Consider the following 15,470-nt stretch of genomic DNA (forward strand, 5'->3'; position numbering starts at 1 on the left):
GCTCGGCGTACGTGAAGGTCTCAGGCCTGGGTGCGGCGGCGCATCCCCTCGACGATGAGTCCCAGCCCGATGCCGAGCATCCAGACGTCCTTCGCGACCGGAGTGCCCTGAGGGGTCGGCCACACGCTGCCCGGCTTGTGCAGGCCGTCGGTGCGCAGGTACATGGCGATGAGCGCGCCCGAGAAGCCCGTCAGGGCCGCACCTGCAACGGCGGGCGGCACGATCGGCACGAGCAGTGCTGCGCCCGTGGCCATCTCGCCCAGGGAGAGCACCTTGAGGAAGTCGGTGGGCTTCATGGTCTTGAACACCGGAAACGCACCTGATGCCATGCCGTGCACCCCGTTTGCCTGCTGCTCGTCACCGTGCCACTTCTCCCAGCCCGTATGCAGGATGAAGGCGCCGGTGGCGAGACGGGTGGGGACGTTGCCTAGCTTCATCGGAACTCCCGTGCACGAGAGGAACTGTGGCTTCTTCAACTCTACGTCGCGGTTCTGTGCCGCTCACCCGTAACGGGCGATGACGTCGGCCGCTCGGCCGCGGAACAGTCGAGGCGCTGGGCTCGGCCAGAGCCCGTGGTAGCCGCGCTTCGGAGTGGCAGCACACAGGTGGTGATCGGGATGGATCCCGTCGACCGGCTCCAGAACCAGGCCGAGTATCCGCACCGCAACGAAGGAGTCTCCACGTGAGCTCATCGACCTCTCCCTTCCCGCCCATCGCCGACTACGCGTTCCTCTCGAACTGCCACACCGGCGCGCTCATCGCGCCGGACGGCTCCGTCGACTGGCTGTGCCTGCCGGCGTTCGACTCGCCCAGTGTGTTCGGCAACCTTCTCGACCGCGGCGCGGGCTCGTTCCGGTTCGGTCCGTACGGCGCGAACGTGCCCGCGGCACGGACCTATCTCCCGGGTACCAACATCCTGACGACGACGTGGCACACGAGCGCAGGATGGCTGTTGGTGCACGACGCACTGACCATGGGGCCGCGGCGGGGCGCGGACGTGGTGACGCCGCACACCCGTCCGCCTGCCGACGAGGATGCGGACCACATGCTGGTGCGCACCGTCCAGTGCCTCGAGGGATCGGTGGAGGTCGAGCTCGTCTGCGACCCCGCGTTCGACTACGGCCGGACGCCTGCCACCTGGAACCAGGTCGACGAGCACGCGGCCGACGCGACCGGCGCCGGTCAGACGTTCCGGCTCGCGACCGACATGCTCGTCGGCATCGAAGGATCGGCGGCTCGGGCCCGGCACGTGCTCTCCGCCGGCGAGACGGCGTACTGCGCGCTGTCATGGGCAGAGGACCTGCAGATCCCCGTCGACGACGAGGACGCGGTCGGACGGATCCTGGCGACCGAGCGGTTCTGGCGCTCCTGGCTCAACCGGGCCCGGATCCCCGACCACCCGCTGCGACCGCACCTGGAGCGCTCCGCGCTGACCATCAAGGGGCTGACGTACATGCCGACGGGCGCAACGGTCGCGGCGCTGACGACGTCGCTTCCCGAGACGCCCGGGGGCGAGCGGAACTGGGACTACCGCTACACCTGGATCCGCGACACCACCTTCACGCTCCAAGCGCTGCACTATCTCAACCTCGACTGGGAGGCCAACGAGTTCATGCAGTTCGTCGCCGACCTCGAGCCCAACGCGGACGGGTCCCTGCAGATCATGTACGGCATCGACGGCCGCCGCGATCTGACCGAGTCGACCCGCGAGGAGCTGTCCGGGTACGAGGGCGCTCGGCCGGTCCGGATCGGCAACGGGGCCTTCGACCAGCGGCAGAACGACGTGTACGGCGCCGTACTGGACGCGATCCTGCTGCACACCGCGCGGAGCCGGCGGCTGCCGCGGCGGCTGTGGCCGTTGGTGCAGTCCCAGGCCCAGGGCGCGATCGACTCCTGGCAGAACCCCGATCAGGGCATCTGGGAGGCCCGCGGCGAGCCTCAGCACTACGTGTCGTCGAAGCTGATGGGCTGGGTGGCGCTCGATCGTGCCGCGAAGCTGGCGAAGATCCGTGACGACGCCAAGCTCGCCGAGCTCTGGGGCACCACCGCCGACACCATCCGCGAGGACATCCTCAGCAACGGCGTGAGTGACCGAGGCGTGCTGCGACAGCACTACGCGACCGATGCGCTCGACGCCTCCACCCTGCTCGCGGCACTGTTCGGGTTCCTCCCGCCCACCGACGAGCGGCTGCGCAACACCGTCATCGCGATCGAGCAGGACCTCACCGAGAACGGCTTCGTCCTGCGCTACCGCACCGACGAGACCGACGACGGTCTGGCAGGCAAGGAGGGGACGTTCCTGATCTGCTCCTTCTGGCTGGTCTCGGCGCTCGCCGTCATCGGCGAGATGGAACGGGCCAACAACCTCATGGAGCGCCTCCTGCGCGTCACCTCGCCCCTGGGCCTGTACGCCGAGGAGTTCGAGGTGGACCGGGCACGCCACCTCGGCAACTTCCCGCAGGCGTTCTCGCACCTGGCGCTGATCCAGGCGGCCGGTCGCATCGTGCTGACCGACTTCCGTGCGGAGCTGTCGCTGTAGCGGCACAGCCGAGACCACCCCTCGCTTCTCCTAGAGGGGCTGAGCCAATCTGGCGTTGACCCGCGCCTGTAGCCGCGCTAGCTCGTCCTGGGCCGACGGGGGGACCATCTCGGCGAGATTCTCGAGAAGTCGGCGCAACCGCACGAGCACCATCTCGAACGGTGCGGCTGGCGGCACCAGGTCCGCCAGTGCGCCGCGGAGGTAGTCGTCCCAGGTGGGCAGCTTCAGCCGGATCCGGATCGCTCCACCTGAGTCGGTGACGTCGCGAACGTCGATGTCACGTCGTGCCAGGGCACGCAGCAGGCCATCGGTGGCTTCGATGGCGTCGATCGCTGTGGCCGGGTCGTTGATCGCCGGGGAGAGGGCACGGAGGGCGATGTCGGCCAAGAGTCGAATGGCGAGCATGGGGTCCTGGTCGAAGGATCGTTCGGCCCCCAGGACGACTGCTCGTCGGACCACGTCTCCGGGTACGTCGCCACCGTGGATGTCGGCGATGGGCGTTCCCTCGTGCACGGTCTCGCCGACTCCGACGCGGAAGGCGACGAGGGCACCGGCTTCGGCGGCGGAGTCGATGAGGTCGAGCAGGTCGAGCTGTTGGACGACCTCGGACCGGCCGCTCCAGGTGACGGTGCGCACGAGTGCCGGCGGTGCCAGAGGTCGGCCAACGACGTTGGTCCGGCCGGCGGAGCGGACCGGGTACACGTCCTCGATGACCGCACGACCGGCGGTGGTGACGGCCTCGAGCACGTAGGCGAGCTGGAGGGAGAGGAAGGCTCGGACCTGGAGCTGGCGGATCAACGCGACCGTCGCCAGCACACCGGCGATCGCCACGCCGGGCACGAGCACCGACACGTGTGTCTGGTCGGCGCTGGTCAACGCCGCGGCCGCACAGTAGACGAAGACACCGATGGCGAGTGCGAAGGTGCGCCACACCAAGGGATCGCCGCGGAACAGCCGCAGACGAGGGCTGAAGCTGGAGGCGGACCACTGCACCACCCCGAAGAGCAGCGAGTAGATCAAGCTGACCACGCCGATCACACCGATGCCCAGGGTCATCAGCGGCTCGACCAGCCGGCTTCCCTGCATGCCCGGCCCGCTCGCCAGTCGCGGCATGAGCACTCCCAGCCCTAAGCCCACAAGCGCGCACACCACCTGTGCGAGCTCTGCCCGGAGCTGGCGTCGGGCGTGCAGCAGCCGTCCGGTGGGTGCTGGCGGCGCTGTGCGCATGGGGCCCACTCCCTCCCAGGTCAGCGGTGATGGCGTCCTGGCGAGTCGAGCGTGCGAGGACCCGACGGCCACTTGCTCACCTGTATCGGGTGAGCACGACGGACCGGACGCGGTCCTAGCGTCGCGGTGGCGGAGCGTTCCGGCCCGAAACTTGGGACGCCCGGAGTGATCCGGTCGTGCCAGAGAGCGCAGAGGTACCCATGACCACGCAAGACGATGGAGCAGCCACGCAGCCGGGTCTGATGGTCGGGCCGACGAGCGAGTTCAGTCTGTTCTTCCGGGTCAAGCCCGACCAGGGGCAGTCGCTGCGGGCAGCGCTCCTCGATCTGCAGAACACGCCTGGGTACCGGCCTGGTGACTACGGGATGGCGATCAAGACGATCCACGAGGCCCGGTTCGTGCTGTTCGACGAGGACACCCGGCTGGCGTTCATCACCAGCTTCGATGGCCCGTGGGACGCCTACATGGAGGACTTCTTCACCTCCGGTCCGACCATCGCGCTGTTCGACCTGATCTTCCAGCACGTCGAGGGGTACGAAGGGCTGCCTGACGTCGCCGCGGTGAAGGCGTTCGTCCTGGGCGCAGAGCAGACGGCCGCGGCGTACGCCCGGAACTACGGCGGGACGGTCAAGGAGATCCGGAAGGCGCAGCGTGTGGCCGACGCATTCCAGCAGGTGCTCGACCACCCACAGGCCGCTGAAGCCCTCGAACACCCAGCGCTGCAGCCCCTGCTGGACGAGGCCGCGGACTAGCCGTGGCCCGGACCAGAGGCCGTCATGTCTGACCACATCTCCGGGCCACGCGCCCTGTCCGACCCGATCGCGGACATCACCGACGTCTACGCGTTCCCGAGTCCGGAGGCGGCGGGCCGCCTGGTCCTCGTCCTGAACACCCTGCCGATGGCCAAGCCGTCGGACCTCTTCTCGGCCGGACTGCTGTACCGCTTCCGGCTGAGGCCCCTCAGCTCGTCGACGGCAGAGGCGTCCGGTCGGTGGTTCGTGCCAGGTGAGGAGGAGCTGGTCCTGGACTGCGTCTTCGATCCTCCGGAGCACGTAGCAGACCCGGTCACAGGCCAGCCGGGCCACGAGCAGCACGGGACCTGCCTGACGCCGGCGGGTGAGCGGGTCTCCTTCCGCGTCAACGACGAGCAGGGCGGTGCAGGTGCAGGCATCCGGGTCTTCGCGGGCGTGCGATGGGACCCGTTCATCATGGATGCCCGTGCGGCGCTGGCGACGATCGCGACTCGGAAGCTCGCCTTCACCGACGAAGGTTCGATCTTCCTGGACGGCAAGAACGTGCTCGGCATCGTCGTGGAGATCGACGCCCGGTTCCTGGCCGACTGGACCTTGGTCGGCGTCGTGGCCGAGACCCTGACCCGAGGCGAGTTCAACGTTCGGATCGAACGGGTCGGACGCCCCGAGGTGAAGAACATGATGCTCGCTCCCAAGGACTTCGACCAGGTCAACCGCGACCTGGAGATCCGCGATCTCTACAACATGGAGGACGCCTTCCGCCCAGGAGAGTCCTACGCCGGCGCCTTCCGAGCGCGGCTGGACGCCAACCTCGCCTTCTGGGACGGCCTCGACGGCAAGCAGGATTGGCCGACCAGCGAGAACGGTGGCCACCCGCTCACCGACCTGGTGCTCGCCGACTACCTGGTCGTCGACGTCACCAAGCCGTACGTCGAGCAGGGCTCGTACCTGGAGATCGAGCTGGCGGCCCGACGCGGTGAGCCCCACGCCACCTGCGGGGGGCGGACCTTGAACGACGACGTCATGGACACGATCTTCACCCAGCTGGTCAACGCCGGGCACGGCCCCACCATCCGCGACGGAGTCGATGCCGCCACCCGGCCCGGGACCACCACGTTCCCCTACCTGGCGCTACCGAACCCGAACCCGCCCGAACCTCCCGAGCACCACTGAGCGTGGAAGGGCGCGTGAGCACGGTGACCACGAACGGGATAACCCTCGACCTCGACGACATCCAGGCCGGTGCCCTCTACGAGCGACCCTCGCCCTACGTCGGCGTCTACCTGCTGTTGCGCATCCGGGACCGTGCTGATGGCCGCGACCTCGTGCGACGACTGCACCGGCTCGCCAATCCCGCCGGGTCTGCCGACACCCCGGACAACACCTCGATCACGGTGGCGTTCACCTACCACGGGCTGAAGGCTCTCGGGGTGCCGCAGGAGTCCTTGGACAGCTTCGTGCCCGAGTTCCGCGAGGGGATGGCTGCCCGAGCCGCGATCCTCGGCGATACCGGCGAGAGCAGCCCCGAGCATTGGGAGGAGCCCCTGGGCAGCAGCGACGTGCACGTCGCTGTGGTGGTCCTCTCATCCGACGCAGCCCAGCTCCGAGAGGCCGCAGAGAAGGCCCGCCAAGCCCACGCCCAGCTCCCCGGGATCGACTTGATCTGGCGCCAGGACTGCTACCAGCTCGCCACCGGGCGCACATCGTTCGGGTTCAAGGACGGCATCGGTCAGCCGTCCGTGGAGGGCACGGGCCGACCGTCGATGAACCCTCGCCAACAACCGCTCAAGGCGGGCGAGATCATCCTCGGCTACCCGGACGAGACCGGAGAGCTGCCGCCGATGCCGACGCCCGACGTCCTGGGCCGCAACGGCACCTACGTGGTGTTCCGCAAGCTGCACACGAAGGTCGCTGCCTATCGCAGCTATCTTCGCGCCAAGGCAGCTGACCGGGCAGATGAGGACCTCCTCGGCGCGAAGATGGTCGGTCGCTGGCAGAGCGGCGCGCCGCTCGCGCTGGCTCCGGAGACCGACGATCCCGAGCTCGGCGCAGACCCACGGCGCAACAACGACTTCACGTTCGCCGACGACCCCCGTGGCTTCAAGTGCCCGGTCGGCTCGCACGCGCGCAGGGCCAACCCCCGGGACGCGCTGGACGAGGACGGAAGCGTGGACGTCCGCCTGCACCGGATGATCCGACGCGGCACTAGCTACGGACCGATCCTGCCCGACGACGTCACCGAGGACGACGGGGCCGACCGCGGGATCATCTTCGTCTTCGCTGGCGCTCACCTCAAACGACAGTTCGAGTTCGTCAAGACGCAATGGCTCAACGACGGCATCTTCATCGGGGCGCCTCTCGAGTCCGATCCGCTTGTCGGAGCTCGCCAGGACCCGGGGAGCTTCACCATCGCGCAGCGGCCCATCCGCCGCCGGCTCCAGGACATGCCGCCGTTCGTCATCACCCGCGGCGGGGAGTACTGCTTCGCCCCGAGCCTCAGCGCGCTGCGCTGGCTCGCCGAGCTCGACACCTGACCAACCGCTACCAGAGAGAAGCGCGATGAGCTCATCAAGCACCGACCGCTGGGCGGCCCTCGACTTCGCCCCGCCGGCACCTGACGTCGCGGACACCGAGCCGCCCGTCCTGCTGGACTACCTCTCCGAGGGCCGGGTCGCCCGGATCACGCTGAACCGGCCGCACGCTGACAACGCCATCACCACCGAGATGGGCGCCCTGCTGACCGATGTCGTCGAGGAGATCGCGGTGCGGACCGGCGTCCGGGTCGTCGTCCTGACGGGCGCCGGCGACCGGGCCTTCTCGGTGGGGAGCGACCTGCGCCAGCGCAAGGCCATGACCAAGGAGGACTGGTTGCGGCAGCGCCAAGCCTTCGACCGCACCCTGTATACGGTGCGTCAGCTGCGCAAGCCGATCTTCGCCGCCGTCAACGGGCTCGCGTACGGCGGCGGCTGCGAGCTGGCCCAGAGCACCGACTTCATCATCGCCTCGTCGAACGCGACCTTCGGCCAACCTGAGGCGATGCTCGGCCTGGCGGCCGGAGGCGGCTCACCGGCACTGCTGCCCCGCCTGCTGCCCCGCGGAAAGGCATTGCAGATGCTCATGACCGGCGACCCCCTTCCCGCCCAGGAGGCCTACCGGCTCGGCATGGTCAACGAGCTCCACGATCCCGAGGAGCTGATGACGGCCGCCCTGCGGATCGCCGACAAGATCGCCAGCAACTCCCCGACAGCTGTCCAGTCCGTCAAGCGTGCGGTTCAGCTGGGCGAGGGCGAGCCGCTAGAGCAGGCGATCGCGATCATGATGGACGCCCACTGGCGCTCCGCGGTCCATCCCGACCGTGTCGAGGGCATCGGTGCCTTCAACGACGGCCGCGAACCCACCTTCGACGACTCCGACTTCTGAACACCACGCCCGGTGACCCGGCCCCAAGGAGGCTGAACAGCATGACCGATACCGACGAGCTCGAGGCGGCACGCGCCGAGCTGGTGATGATCAACCCCGCGCCGTACAACGCCGAGGCACCGCCGGCGGCACTTGTCGGCGAGGTCACTCCCACCGAGCTGCACTACGTGCGCAGCAACTTCGCGGTACCCGACCACGACGGCACCCTGGAGATCGGCGGTGCGGTCGGCACGCCGATGACGCTGACCCTCGACGACCTACGCGCCATGCCCGCCCACGAGCACGCGGTCACGCTGGAGTGCGCCGGCAACGGCCGCCTCGAGATGAGGCCGCTGCCGACGGGAGAGCCGTGGGGCGACTTCGCGGTCTCCACGGCCCGGTGGACCGGTGCGCTCCTGCACGAGGTGCTGGCCAAGGTCGAGCCTGCGGCCACCGGGGTCGAGGTCCTCGCCCAGGGCGCCGATCACGGCGCCTACCACCTCCAGGCGATCCTCCCCGAGACCGATCAGGACAACCTCACGTTCACCCGCTCCCTCCCGATCGGGGAGGCCCTCGACCCGTCGTCGGGAATCCTCATCGCCTACGAGATGAACGGGCAGCCCCTCGGGCGCGACCACGGCTCACCGTTCCGCCTGATCGTGCCGCACTGGTACGCCGTGGCGTCGGTGAAGTGGCTGAAGCGACTCGACGTGCTCACCGAGCCCTACAGCGGCGAGTTCCAGACCGGCCACTACATCTACCAGTGGCCGGACCGAGCCCACGAACCCGTCAGGTTGATGCGCGTACGTGCCCGCATCACCGACCCCGCGCCGGGCACGGTCCTCGACGTCGACTCCTACACGGTCCACGGCAAGGCGTGGTCCGGCACCGGCCCCATCGCTCGCGTCGAGGTCAGCCTCACCGGCGAAGGCGACTGGCAACCAGCGCAGCTCGAACCCGCCCGAGGCGAATACCAGTGGCAGGACTGGAGCTTCACCTGGGACTCGATCGCCGTCGGACGGCACACCCTGCGCGCCCGAGCGACCGACGCCGCCGGGAACGTCCAACCCGACGTACCGCCGTGGAACCGATTGGGCTACGGGAACAACGCCGTCGAGGTCATCTACGTCGACCGCCGTTGAGCCGATACAGCGCACGACGGGTGGTGCAACTCTGTGCCGGAGACGGAGGGGCGCCGCCGTACTGCCTCCGGGACGGGTGAGGTGCTCAGAGCTCCCAGTACGTCCTCGCGTGCGCCAGCGCAGGCTTCTCCAGGATCGAGACCAGTCGCCCGAACAGGGCTGCCGCGGCGGGCCCGCTCCAGTCCTTGGCGAGCAGCTCGGTGGGCAGGCCCGGGTCGCGGAAGGGCAGCTTGCGCCAGTGATCGACGAGGCTCATGTACATCGCGAACGCCTCCCTCGGCTCGGGCGGCTGCTTCTCGACCTGAGCGGCCTGCGCCTCGTGCTTGGCCGCGAAGTCGCGGTAGCTCTGGTCGATCGCGGTCAGGTCCCAGCTCGCGTACAGCAGCGCGGTCAGGTCCTGGGGGCCGGCGTAGTCGCCGACGAAGATCGTCGCGTACTCGCCGAGCCCCAGCTCGGCGATGGCGTTCTCGGCGGCCGGCTGCATGCGAGCCGGCGCGATCCACATCGCGGTCCCGACGTTCCCGAACCCGAGGTGGGCCAGGTGCGAGCGCAGCTGGTAGCGCTTGGAGCGGATCGATTCGGGCACGCTGAAGTTGACGACACACCAGCCCTCGGAGAGGTCGGCGGGCTGGCGCGCGTGCCAGATCACCTCATCACCCGCCGCCAGCGTGGCCGACGCCTGCTCGGTCAGCGCGTAGCCACGGACGCCGTCACGGGCCTCGGACTCGATCCAGCCGTTCGCCTTGAGTCGTGAGACAGCAGTGCGCACACTCGCCGAATCCAGGCCGATCTGCGACAACAGCTCGACCGTGCCGCCGATCGGCATCCACGCCCCCATCGGGCGCACGATCGCGCCCAGGAAGCTCACCACGACTGTGCGCGAGCGCTGCGCTACGGGCGCACGCCTGCCCTCTCCTGACGACCCCATCGTCGACATTGTGCCCGACACGCAGCCGGCCCTCAGGCGTTCTGGCTACCCGTGGCGTGCCGACTCACGACGGCCGTGGCTTCCAGCGCAGGTGGATCTGCTCGGAGGCACCGTCCCGCAGCAGCTGGAGCCGCGGCGGGACCTTGTCGGTGCGGGCCGCGGGTGGCTTGCGGCGACCCGCGGCCCAGGGCTCCGGCCAGGCTGCTCCGTCTCCCACGTAGTCCTGCTCAGCGGCGGCGTGCAGCGTCCAGCTCGGGTCGAACAGGTGCGTGCGCCCGAGCGCGCAGATGTCGGCCCGGCCGGCCAGGAGGATGGAGTTGACGTCGTCGTAGCTGGAGATGGCGCCGACGGCGATCACCTTGACCCCGGCGGGTTCGGCGACCTCGTGACGGATCCGGTCGGCGAACGGCGTCTGGTACGACCGGCCGAAGGCGGGCCGCTCCTGCTTCGAGACCTGACCCGACGACACGTCGATCGCGGCGGCACCGTGCTCGATGAATGCGCGCGCGATCTCCACGGCGTCGTCCTCGGTGTTGCCGTCGGGCATCCAGTCGGTCGCCGAGATCCGGACGGTGACGGGGACCGAGGGCGGTACGACGGAGCGGACGGCCTCGAACACCTCCAGCGGGAAGCGCAGCCTGTTCTCGAGGGTCCCGCCGTACTCGTCGGTGCGGTGGTTGGCGATCGGGGAGAGGAAGGAGCTGAGCAAATAGCCATGGGCCGCGTGCACCTCGATGAGGTCGAACCCGGCCTCCACAGCGCGCCGCGCGGCGGCCGTGAAGTCGGCGACGACCTTGTCCAGGTCCGCACGGGTGGCTTCGCGGGGGAGATGGCACCCGGGGCCGTAGGGCAACGCCGAGGGCCCGATGACCTCCCAGTTGCCCTCCGTCAGTGGCTCGTCCATGCCCTCCCACATCAGCTTCGTGGAGCCCTTGCGGCCGGAGTGGCCCAGCTGTACGCCGATGCGTGCCGTGGACTGGGTGTGCACGAAGTCGGTGACCTCGCGCCACGCGTCCCGCTGGACATCGGTCCACAGCCCCGGGCAGCCCAAGGTGATCCGGCCCTCGGGTGAGACACAGGTCATCTCGGTCATCACCAGGCCGGCACCGCCGAGCGCCTTCGAGCCGAGGTGGACCAGGTGGAAGTTCCCGGGCACACCCTCGGCGGCGACGTACATGTCCATCGGCGAGAGCATCACGCGGTTCTTCAGCTCGAGCGCACCGATGCTGACCGGCTGGAACATGGCGGGCGCGACAGCGGCCGAGCCCTGGTGACGGGCGAACTCCGCCTCCATGTGGGCCGCGAACTCGGGGTCGCGGTCCTTGAGGTTCTCGAAGGTGATCCGGCGTGACCGGGTCAGCAGGTTGAACACGAACTGCGCCGGGTCCTGGTCGGCGTACATGCCGATGTTCTCGAACCACTCCAACGACGCCTGGGCGGCACGCTGGGTCGACTCGACGACGGGCTTGCGCTCGGTCTCGTAGGCCAGCAGCGCGTCCTCGACCGCGTCGTGCTCGTGCAGGCAGGCCGCCAGCGCGAGCGCGTCCTCCATGGCCAGCTTGGTGCCGGAGCCGATCGAGAAGTGGGCAGTGTGCGCGGCGTCCCCGAGGAGGACGACGTTGCCGTCGTGCCAGCGCTCGTTGCGGACCGTCTGGAAGCTGAGCCACCGGGAGTTGTTGGTCAGGACCTCGTGGCCACCGAGGTCCTCGGCGAAGATCTCGCGGATGCGGTCCACGGCGTACTGGTCCGAGGCGCCGGGCGGGAACACCTCCAGCTCGGTCCTGTCGAAGCCGGCACGGCGCCAGACGTCCTCGTGCATCTCGACGATGAAGGTCGAGCCCTTGTCGGAGTAGGGGTAGCCGTGGATCTGCATCGTCCCCCACGTCGTGTTCTTGACGATGAACTGGAACGCCTCGAAGACGAGGTCGGTGCCGAGCCAGATGTACTTGTTCCTGCGCCGGTCCAGGGTCGGGCCGAAGGCCTCGGCGTACCTGCTCCGGATCGTGGAGTTGAGGCCGTCGGCGGCGAGCACCAGGTCGTACGACGCCCCCAGCTCGTCCGGGTCCGGTGCCTCGGTCCGGTAGTGGACGGTGACGCCGAGCTCGGCGGCCCGCTCCTGGAGGATCTGCAGCAGCTCGCGCCGCGTCATGGCGGCGAACCCCTGACCGCCCACCGTGAACCGATGCCCGTCGACGTCGACGTCGATGTCGGTCCAGCGGGCGAAGAGGCTCTCCATCCGCTCGTGGACGATCCGGTCGGCGCCCTCGATGCTCCCGAGCGTCTCGTCGGAGAAGACGACGCCGAAGCCGAAGGTGTCGTCGGGGGCGTTGCGCTCCCACACCGTCACCTCGTGGGCCGGGTCCAGGGACTTCATCAGGACGGCGAAGTAAAGCCCGCCAGGTCCGCCGCCGGCGATCGCGATCCTCATGCGTCAGTCCTGTTCGTGAACGTCTCGCGCAGCTTGAAGTGCTGCAGCTTCCCGCTGGTGTTGCGGGGCAGCGCGCTCACGAACCGCACGTCGCGGGGGTACTTGTACGGCGCCAGCCGCGCCTTGACGTGGTCCTGAAGCGCCGTGGCCGTCTCCCCGTCGTCGGCCACGCCGTCGCGGAGCACGACGAACGCGCAGACGATCGCTCCCCGGTCAGGGTCCGGCTCGCCGACGACGGCCGCCTCCACCACGTCGGGGTGGGTGTTCAGGACGGCCTCGATCTCCGGTCCGCCGATGTTGTAGCCGGAGGAGACGATGATGTTGTCGGTGCGCGTGCGATACCAGAAGTAGCCGTCCTCGTCCTTGACGAAGGTGTCACCGGTGACGTTCCAGCCGTTGACGACGTAGGCAAGCTGGCGCTCGTCGTCGAGGTAGCGGCAGCCGACCGGGCCGATCACGGCCAGCCTGCCCTCCACACCGGGCGCGACCTCGTTGCCGTGGACGTCGAGGATCGTCGCGCGATAGCCGGGCACGGGCCGACCCGTCGCCCCCGGTCGGATCTGGTCGCCGGCCGCGGAGATGAAGATGTGCAGCATCTCGGTCGCACCGATGCCGTCGATGACGCGGAGTCCGAGAGACTGCTCGAGCTCGGTCCAGGTCTCCACCGGGAGATGCTCTCCGGCACTGACCGCGCGGCGCAGCGAGGCGAGCTGGGCGGCCTTCCCCGCCTTCAGGATCTGCTTGTACGCCGTCGGCGCGGTCGCCAGCACGGTGACGCCGTGCTCCTGCACCAGGTCGGCGAGCTGGGCCGCCGTCGCAGCCTCGGTGAGGAGGGTGCAGGCGCCCGCCCGCAGCGCGAACACGACCAGCATCCCCAGGCCGAAGGTGAAGGCCAGCGGTGCGCTGCAGGACACGACGTCGGTGGGCTCGAGCGCGAGGACGCCGCGTCCGAAGGTGTCGTCGATGGCGAGCAGGTCGCGGTGGAAGTGCATGGTGATCTTCGGGACGCCGGTGCTGCCCGATGTCGGTCCGAAGAGGGCGACGTCGTCCGCTGCGGTGTCGACGGCCGTGAAATCGGTCGGCTTGCCGGCCGCGCGCCGGGTCAGGTCGTCGGCCGTGTCGCCGCCGTAGGCAACGATGGTCATCGCCTCCTCCGACAGGCGTGCCGCCTTGAGCACGTCGTCGACGAAGCGATGGTCCACCAGCGCGATCCCGGGCCGGGTCCTGGCGTGGATCGGGACGAGCTCGTTGCTGCGCAGCGCGGCCATCGTGGTCACCACGATCCCGCCCGCCTTGAGCACCCCGAGCCACGCCGCGACGGTCCAGGGGTTGTTGGGGGAGCGGAGCAGCACCCGGTTGCCGCTGACCAGCCCGAGGTCCTCGACCAGGACGTGGGCGATCTGGTTGGCCCGGTCCAACAGCTCCCCGTAGGTCCACACGGCGCCGTCGGGCGTCATCAGGGCCCGCCGGTCCGGTCCGTGGCGCTGCACGGGTACGTCGATGAGCTCGGCGCCGGCGTTGAGCCTGGCGGGATACTGCAGGGCCTCGGTGGTGAACTCAAGCGTCGGCCACTGCTCGGCCGGAGGCAGGTGGTCGCGCGCGAAGGCGTCGACGTACCCGCTCGGAGACAGTGTCGTCATCGTTTCGCTCCCTCGCGGATCATGCCCTCCTGCGCGACCGAGGCGACCAGGACGCCGTCCTCGGTGAAGAACCTGCCGGTCGCCAGGCCGCGCCCGTCGGCCACGGAGACTGCCTCCTGGGCATAGAGCAGCCAGCCGTCCATCGGGACGGGCCGGTGGAACCACATGGCGTGGTCGAGGCTCGCCGTCACCAGGCCCGGTGCCGCCCACGGCGCGTCGAGCGCGCGCAGTGCCGGCTCCAGGATCGTGTAGTCGCACACGTAGGCGAGCGCGGCGACGTCGCGCTGGGCAGGGGTGAGGCCGGCGACCTCGCGCAGCGCGTCGAAGGGCCGGACCCAGACCGCCTGGCGCGGAGCCCGCTCGCCCTCGATCTCGAGGTAGACGGGGCCGGGCACGTGCCGCATGTCGAAGCTGCGCCCGAAGGACCAGTAGGCCTTGGACTCCTCGGTCATGGTGCCGCCGGCACGGTCGCGGAGGTAGTCGGCCGAGCTGGGGAGCGACTCCGGCGCAGGGATGCCGGTGGGCGCGCTCGCCCGGAAGTCGGTGCCCGGCTCGCCCGCGGCGAAGTTCACCAGGCAGGTGTAGACGGCCTTGCCGTTCTGGAAGGCCCGCACCTGCCGGGTGCTGTAGCCCCGTCCGTCGCGGAGCAGCTCGACCTCGTAGCGGACCTCGGCTCCGATGTCCGCGGGACGCATGAAGTAGGAGTGCATCGAGTGCACCGCCTTGCCGTCCTCGACGCTGCGCACGGCGGCGACGAGGGCTGGTGCGACGAGGTCTCCGCCGTACGCCTTGGGCCAGGGGCAGGGCTGGGTGGTGGCGGTGAAGGCGAGGTCGAACAGCTCCGCGTCGGTGGGCGTGAGCGTGATCGCGTCGGTGAAGGTCCGGGACGTGGCACTCACGGTCGTGACATCCAGTCGCGAAGGACGGCGTCCTCGACCTGCGGGAGGTTGACGACGATGTTCTCGGGCGTGCGGGTCGTCATCCAGGTCAACGGGTTGTTCCGATCCAGGTTGCACTCGACGTGCGGCAGGAACGGCGGAACGAAGACCCAGTCGCCCTCCGACATGTCGATGTAGTCCTCGAAGCGCGCGCCGAAGTAGATCCGCGCCCGGCCCGAGAGGACGTAGCCGCCGGTCTCCGCCTCGCCGTGGTGGTGCGGCACCGAGCGGTAGCCGGCGAGGTTGTGCACCTTGCCGAACCACAGCTTCGTGGCCGGCGTGTGCTGGATGCTCACCCCGCTGATCCGGGTGGCGCCCTCGCTCTGGCCGGTCTGGCCGGGCTCCTGGCCGGCGCGGGTCACGACTGGTACGACGAGGCCGTGCTCGTCGGCGTAGGCCGAGGGGTCGCCGTCCAGGACGTAGTTGCTGAGATCGGGGTCCATCTTGGTGCTCCTAGCTTTCTCGGTTGTCCGGTGC

14 protein-coding genes are annotated in these 15,470 nt (G+C 69.4%); 6 read left to right on the forward strand and 8 right to left on the reverse strand.

Annotated features, from left to right (window positions below):
- Positions 1-20: 20 nt before the first annotated feature.
- Complete coding sequence (locus H036_RS0118335; protein WP_017936265.1) at positions 21-437, reverse strand: hypothetical protein; 417 nt, start codon at positions 435-437, stop codon at positions 21-23.
- 63 nt (positions 438-500) lie between these two features.
- Positions 501-692: a hypothetical protein gene (locus tag H036_RS25560; protein WP_157417614.1), complete on the reverse strand. Its 192-nt coding sequence runs from the start codon at positions 690-692 to the stop codon at positions 501-503.
- Between H036_RS25560 and H036_RS0118340 the strand changes: the two genes are divergently transcribed.
- A complete protein-coding gene (locus tag H036_RS0118340; RefSeq protein ID WP_017936266.1) occupies positions 683-2,539 on the forward strand; it encodes a glycoside hydrolase family 15 protein in 1,857 nt (618 codons plus the stop codon). The genes H036_RS25560 and H036_RS0118340 overlap by 10 nt on opposite strands.
- A gap of 30 nt (positions 2,540-2,569) precedes the next feature.
- On the opposite strand, the gene H036_RS23650 is transcribed toward H036_RS0118340, so the two are convergent.
- Positions 2,570-3,766 carry a DUF2254 family protein gene (locus H036_RS23650; RefSeq protein ID WP_081615621.1) on the reverse strand — a complete coding sequence of 399 codons (1,197 nt, stop codon included), beginning with the start codon at positions 3,764-3,766 and terminating at the stop codon, positions 2,570-2,572.
- Between the two features lie 200 nt (positions 3,767-3,966).
- Between H036_RS23650 and H036_RS23655 the strand changes: the two genes are divergently transcribed.
- The 5 genes from H036_RS23655 to H036_RS23660 are packed head-to-tail and all read left to right on the forward strand — an operon-like array spanning position 3,967 to position 9,059.
- Positions 3,967-4,518 carry a hypothetical protein gene (locus H036_RS23655; RefSeq protein WP_157417617.1) on the forward strand — a complete coding sequence of 184 codons (552 nt, stop codon included), beginning with the start codon at positions 3,967-3,969 and terminating at the stop codon, positions 4,516-4,518.
- 24 nt (positions 4,519-4,542) lie between these two features.
- Positions 4,543-5,691 carry a DUF4331 family protein gene (locus H036_RS0118355; RefSeq protein ID WP_017936269.1) on the forward strand — a complete coding sequence of 383 codons (1,149 nt, stop codon included), beginning with the start codon at positions 4,543-4,545 and terminating at the stop codon, positions 5,689-5,691.
- A 14-nt stretch (positions 5,692-5,705) separates the two neighbouring features.
- Positions 5,706-7,052, forward strand: coding sequence for a Dyp-type peroxidase (locus H036_RS0118360; RefSeq protein WP_017936270.1), 1,347 nt, complete (start codon positions 5,706-5,708; stop codon positions 7,050-7,052).
- Between the two features lie 25 nt (positions 7,053-7,077).
- Complete coding sequence (locus H036_RS0118365) at positions 7,078-7,938, forward strand: enoyl-CoA hydratase/isomerase family protein (RefSeq protein ID WP_017936271.1); 861 nt, start codon at positions 7,078-7,080, stop codon at positions 7,936-7,938.
- Positions 7,939-7,979: 41 nt separating this feature from the next.
- Positions 7,980-9,059, forward strand: a complete 1,080-nt coding sequence (locus tag H036_RS23660; RefSeq protein ID WP_017936272.1) for a sulfite oxidase — start codon at positions 7,980-7,982, stop codon at positions 9,057-9,059.
- Positions 9,060-9,144: 85 nt separating this feature from the next.
- On the opposite strand, the gene H036_RS0118375 is transcribed toward H036_RS23660, so the two are convergent.
- The 5 genes from H036_RS0118375 to H036_RS0118395 all read right to left on the reverse strand — a co-directional run bounded on the left by H036_RS0118375 (position 9,145) and on the right by H036_RS0118395 (position 15,436).
- Positions 9,145-9,987 (reverse strand): PaaX family transcriptional regulator C-terminal domain-containing protein, encoded by an 843-nt coding sequence (locus H036_RS0118375; RefSeq protein WP_081615622.1) that lies wholly within the window; start codon positions 9,985-9,987, stop codon positions 9,145-9,147.
- A gap of 64 nt (positions 9,988-10,051) precedes the next feature.
- Positions 10,052-12,415, reverse strand: a complete 2,364-nt coding sequence (locus H036_RS0118380) for a bifunctional salicylyl-CoA 5-hydroxylase/oxidoreductase (protein WP_017936274.1) — start codon at positions 12,413-12,415, stop codon at positions 10,052-10,054.
- Positions 12,412-14,055, reverse strand: a complete 1,644-nt coding sequence (locus tag H036_RS0118385; protein WP_017936275.1) for an AMP-binding protein — start codon at positions 14,053-14,055, stop codon at positions 12,412-12,414. The genes H036_RS0118380 and H036_RS0118385 overlap by 4 nt, the downstream gene beginning before the upstream one ends.
- Complete coding sequence (locus H036_RS0118390) at positions 14,052-14,954, reverse strand: acyl-CoA thioesterase (RefSeq protein WP_017936276.1); 903 nt, start codon at positions 14,952-14,954, stop codon at positions 14,052-14,054. The genes H036_RS0118385 and H036_RS0118390 overlap by 4 nt, the downstream gene beginning before the upstream one ends.
- Positions 14,951-15,436 (reverse strand): cupin domain-containing protein, encoded by a 486-nt coding sequence (locus tag H036_RS0118395; RefSeq protein ID WP_017936277.1) that lies wholly within the window; start codon positions 15,434-15,436, stop codon positions 14,951-14,953. The genes H036_RS0118390 and H036_RS0118395 overlap by 4 nt, the downstream gene beginning before the upstream one ends.
- Positions 15,437-15,470: the final 34 nt, after the last annotated feature.

Source organism: Nocardioides sp. Iso805N (assembly GCF_000364605.1).
In the GTDB taxonomy this organism is placed as follows: Bacteria; Actinomycetota; Actinomycetes; order Propionibacteriales; family Nocardioidaceae; genus Nocardioides.

Bases quoted from the DNA above. Each gene is read 5' to 3' on its own strand.
- H036_RS0118335 (WP_017936265.1), bottom strand. From the start codon at position 437: ATGAAGCTAGGCAACGTCCCCACCCGTCTCGCCACCGGCGCCTTCATC.
- H036_RS25560 (WP_157417614.1), bottom strand. From the start codon at position 692: ATGAGCTCACGTGGAGACTCCTTCGTTGCGGTGCGGATACTCGGCCTG.
- H036_RS23650 (WP_081615621.1), bottom strand. From the start codon at position 3,766: ATGCGCACAGCGCCGCCAGCACCCACCGGACGGCTGCTGCACGCCCGA.
- H036_RS23655 (WP_157417617.1), top strand. From the start codon at position 3,967: ATGACCACGCAAGACGATGGAGCAGCCACGCAGCCGGGTCTGATGGTC.
- H036_RS0118355 (WP_017936269.1), top strand. From the start codon at position 4,543: ATGTCTGACCACATCTCCGGGCCACGCGCCCTGTCCGACCCGATCGCG.
- H036_RS0118365 (WP_017936271.1), top strand. From the start codon at position 7,078: ATGAGCTCATCAAGCACCGACCGCTGGGCGGCCCTCGACTTCGCCCCG.
- H036_RS23660 (WP_017936272.1), top strand. From the start codon at position 7,980: ATGACCGATACCGACGAGCTCGAGGCGGCACGCGCCGAGCTGGTGATG.
- H036_RS0118375 (WP_081615622.1), bottom strand. From the start codon at position 9,987: ATGGGGTCGTCAGGAGAGGGCAGGCGTGCGCCCGTAGCGCAGCGCTCG.
- H036_RS0118380 (WP_017936274.1), bottom strand. From the start codon at position 12,415: ATGAGGATCGCGATCGCCGGCGGCGGACCTGGCGGGCTTTACTTCGCC.
- H036_RS0118385 (WP_017936275.1), bottom strand. From the start codon at position 14,055: ATGACGACACTGTCTCCGAGCGGGTACGTCGACGCCTTCGCGCGCGAC.
- H036_RS0118395 (WP_017936277.1), bottom strand. From the start codon at position 15,436: ATGGACCCCGATCTCAGCAACTACGTCCTGGACGGCGACCCCTCGGCC.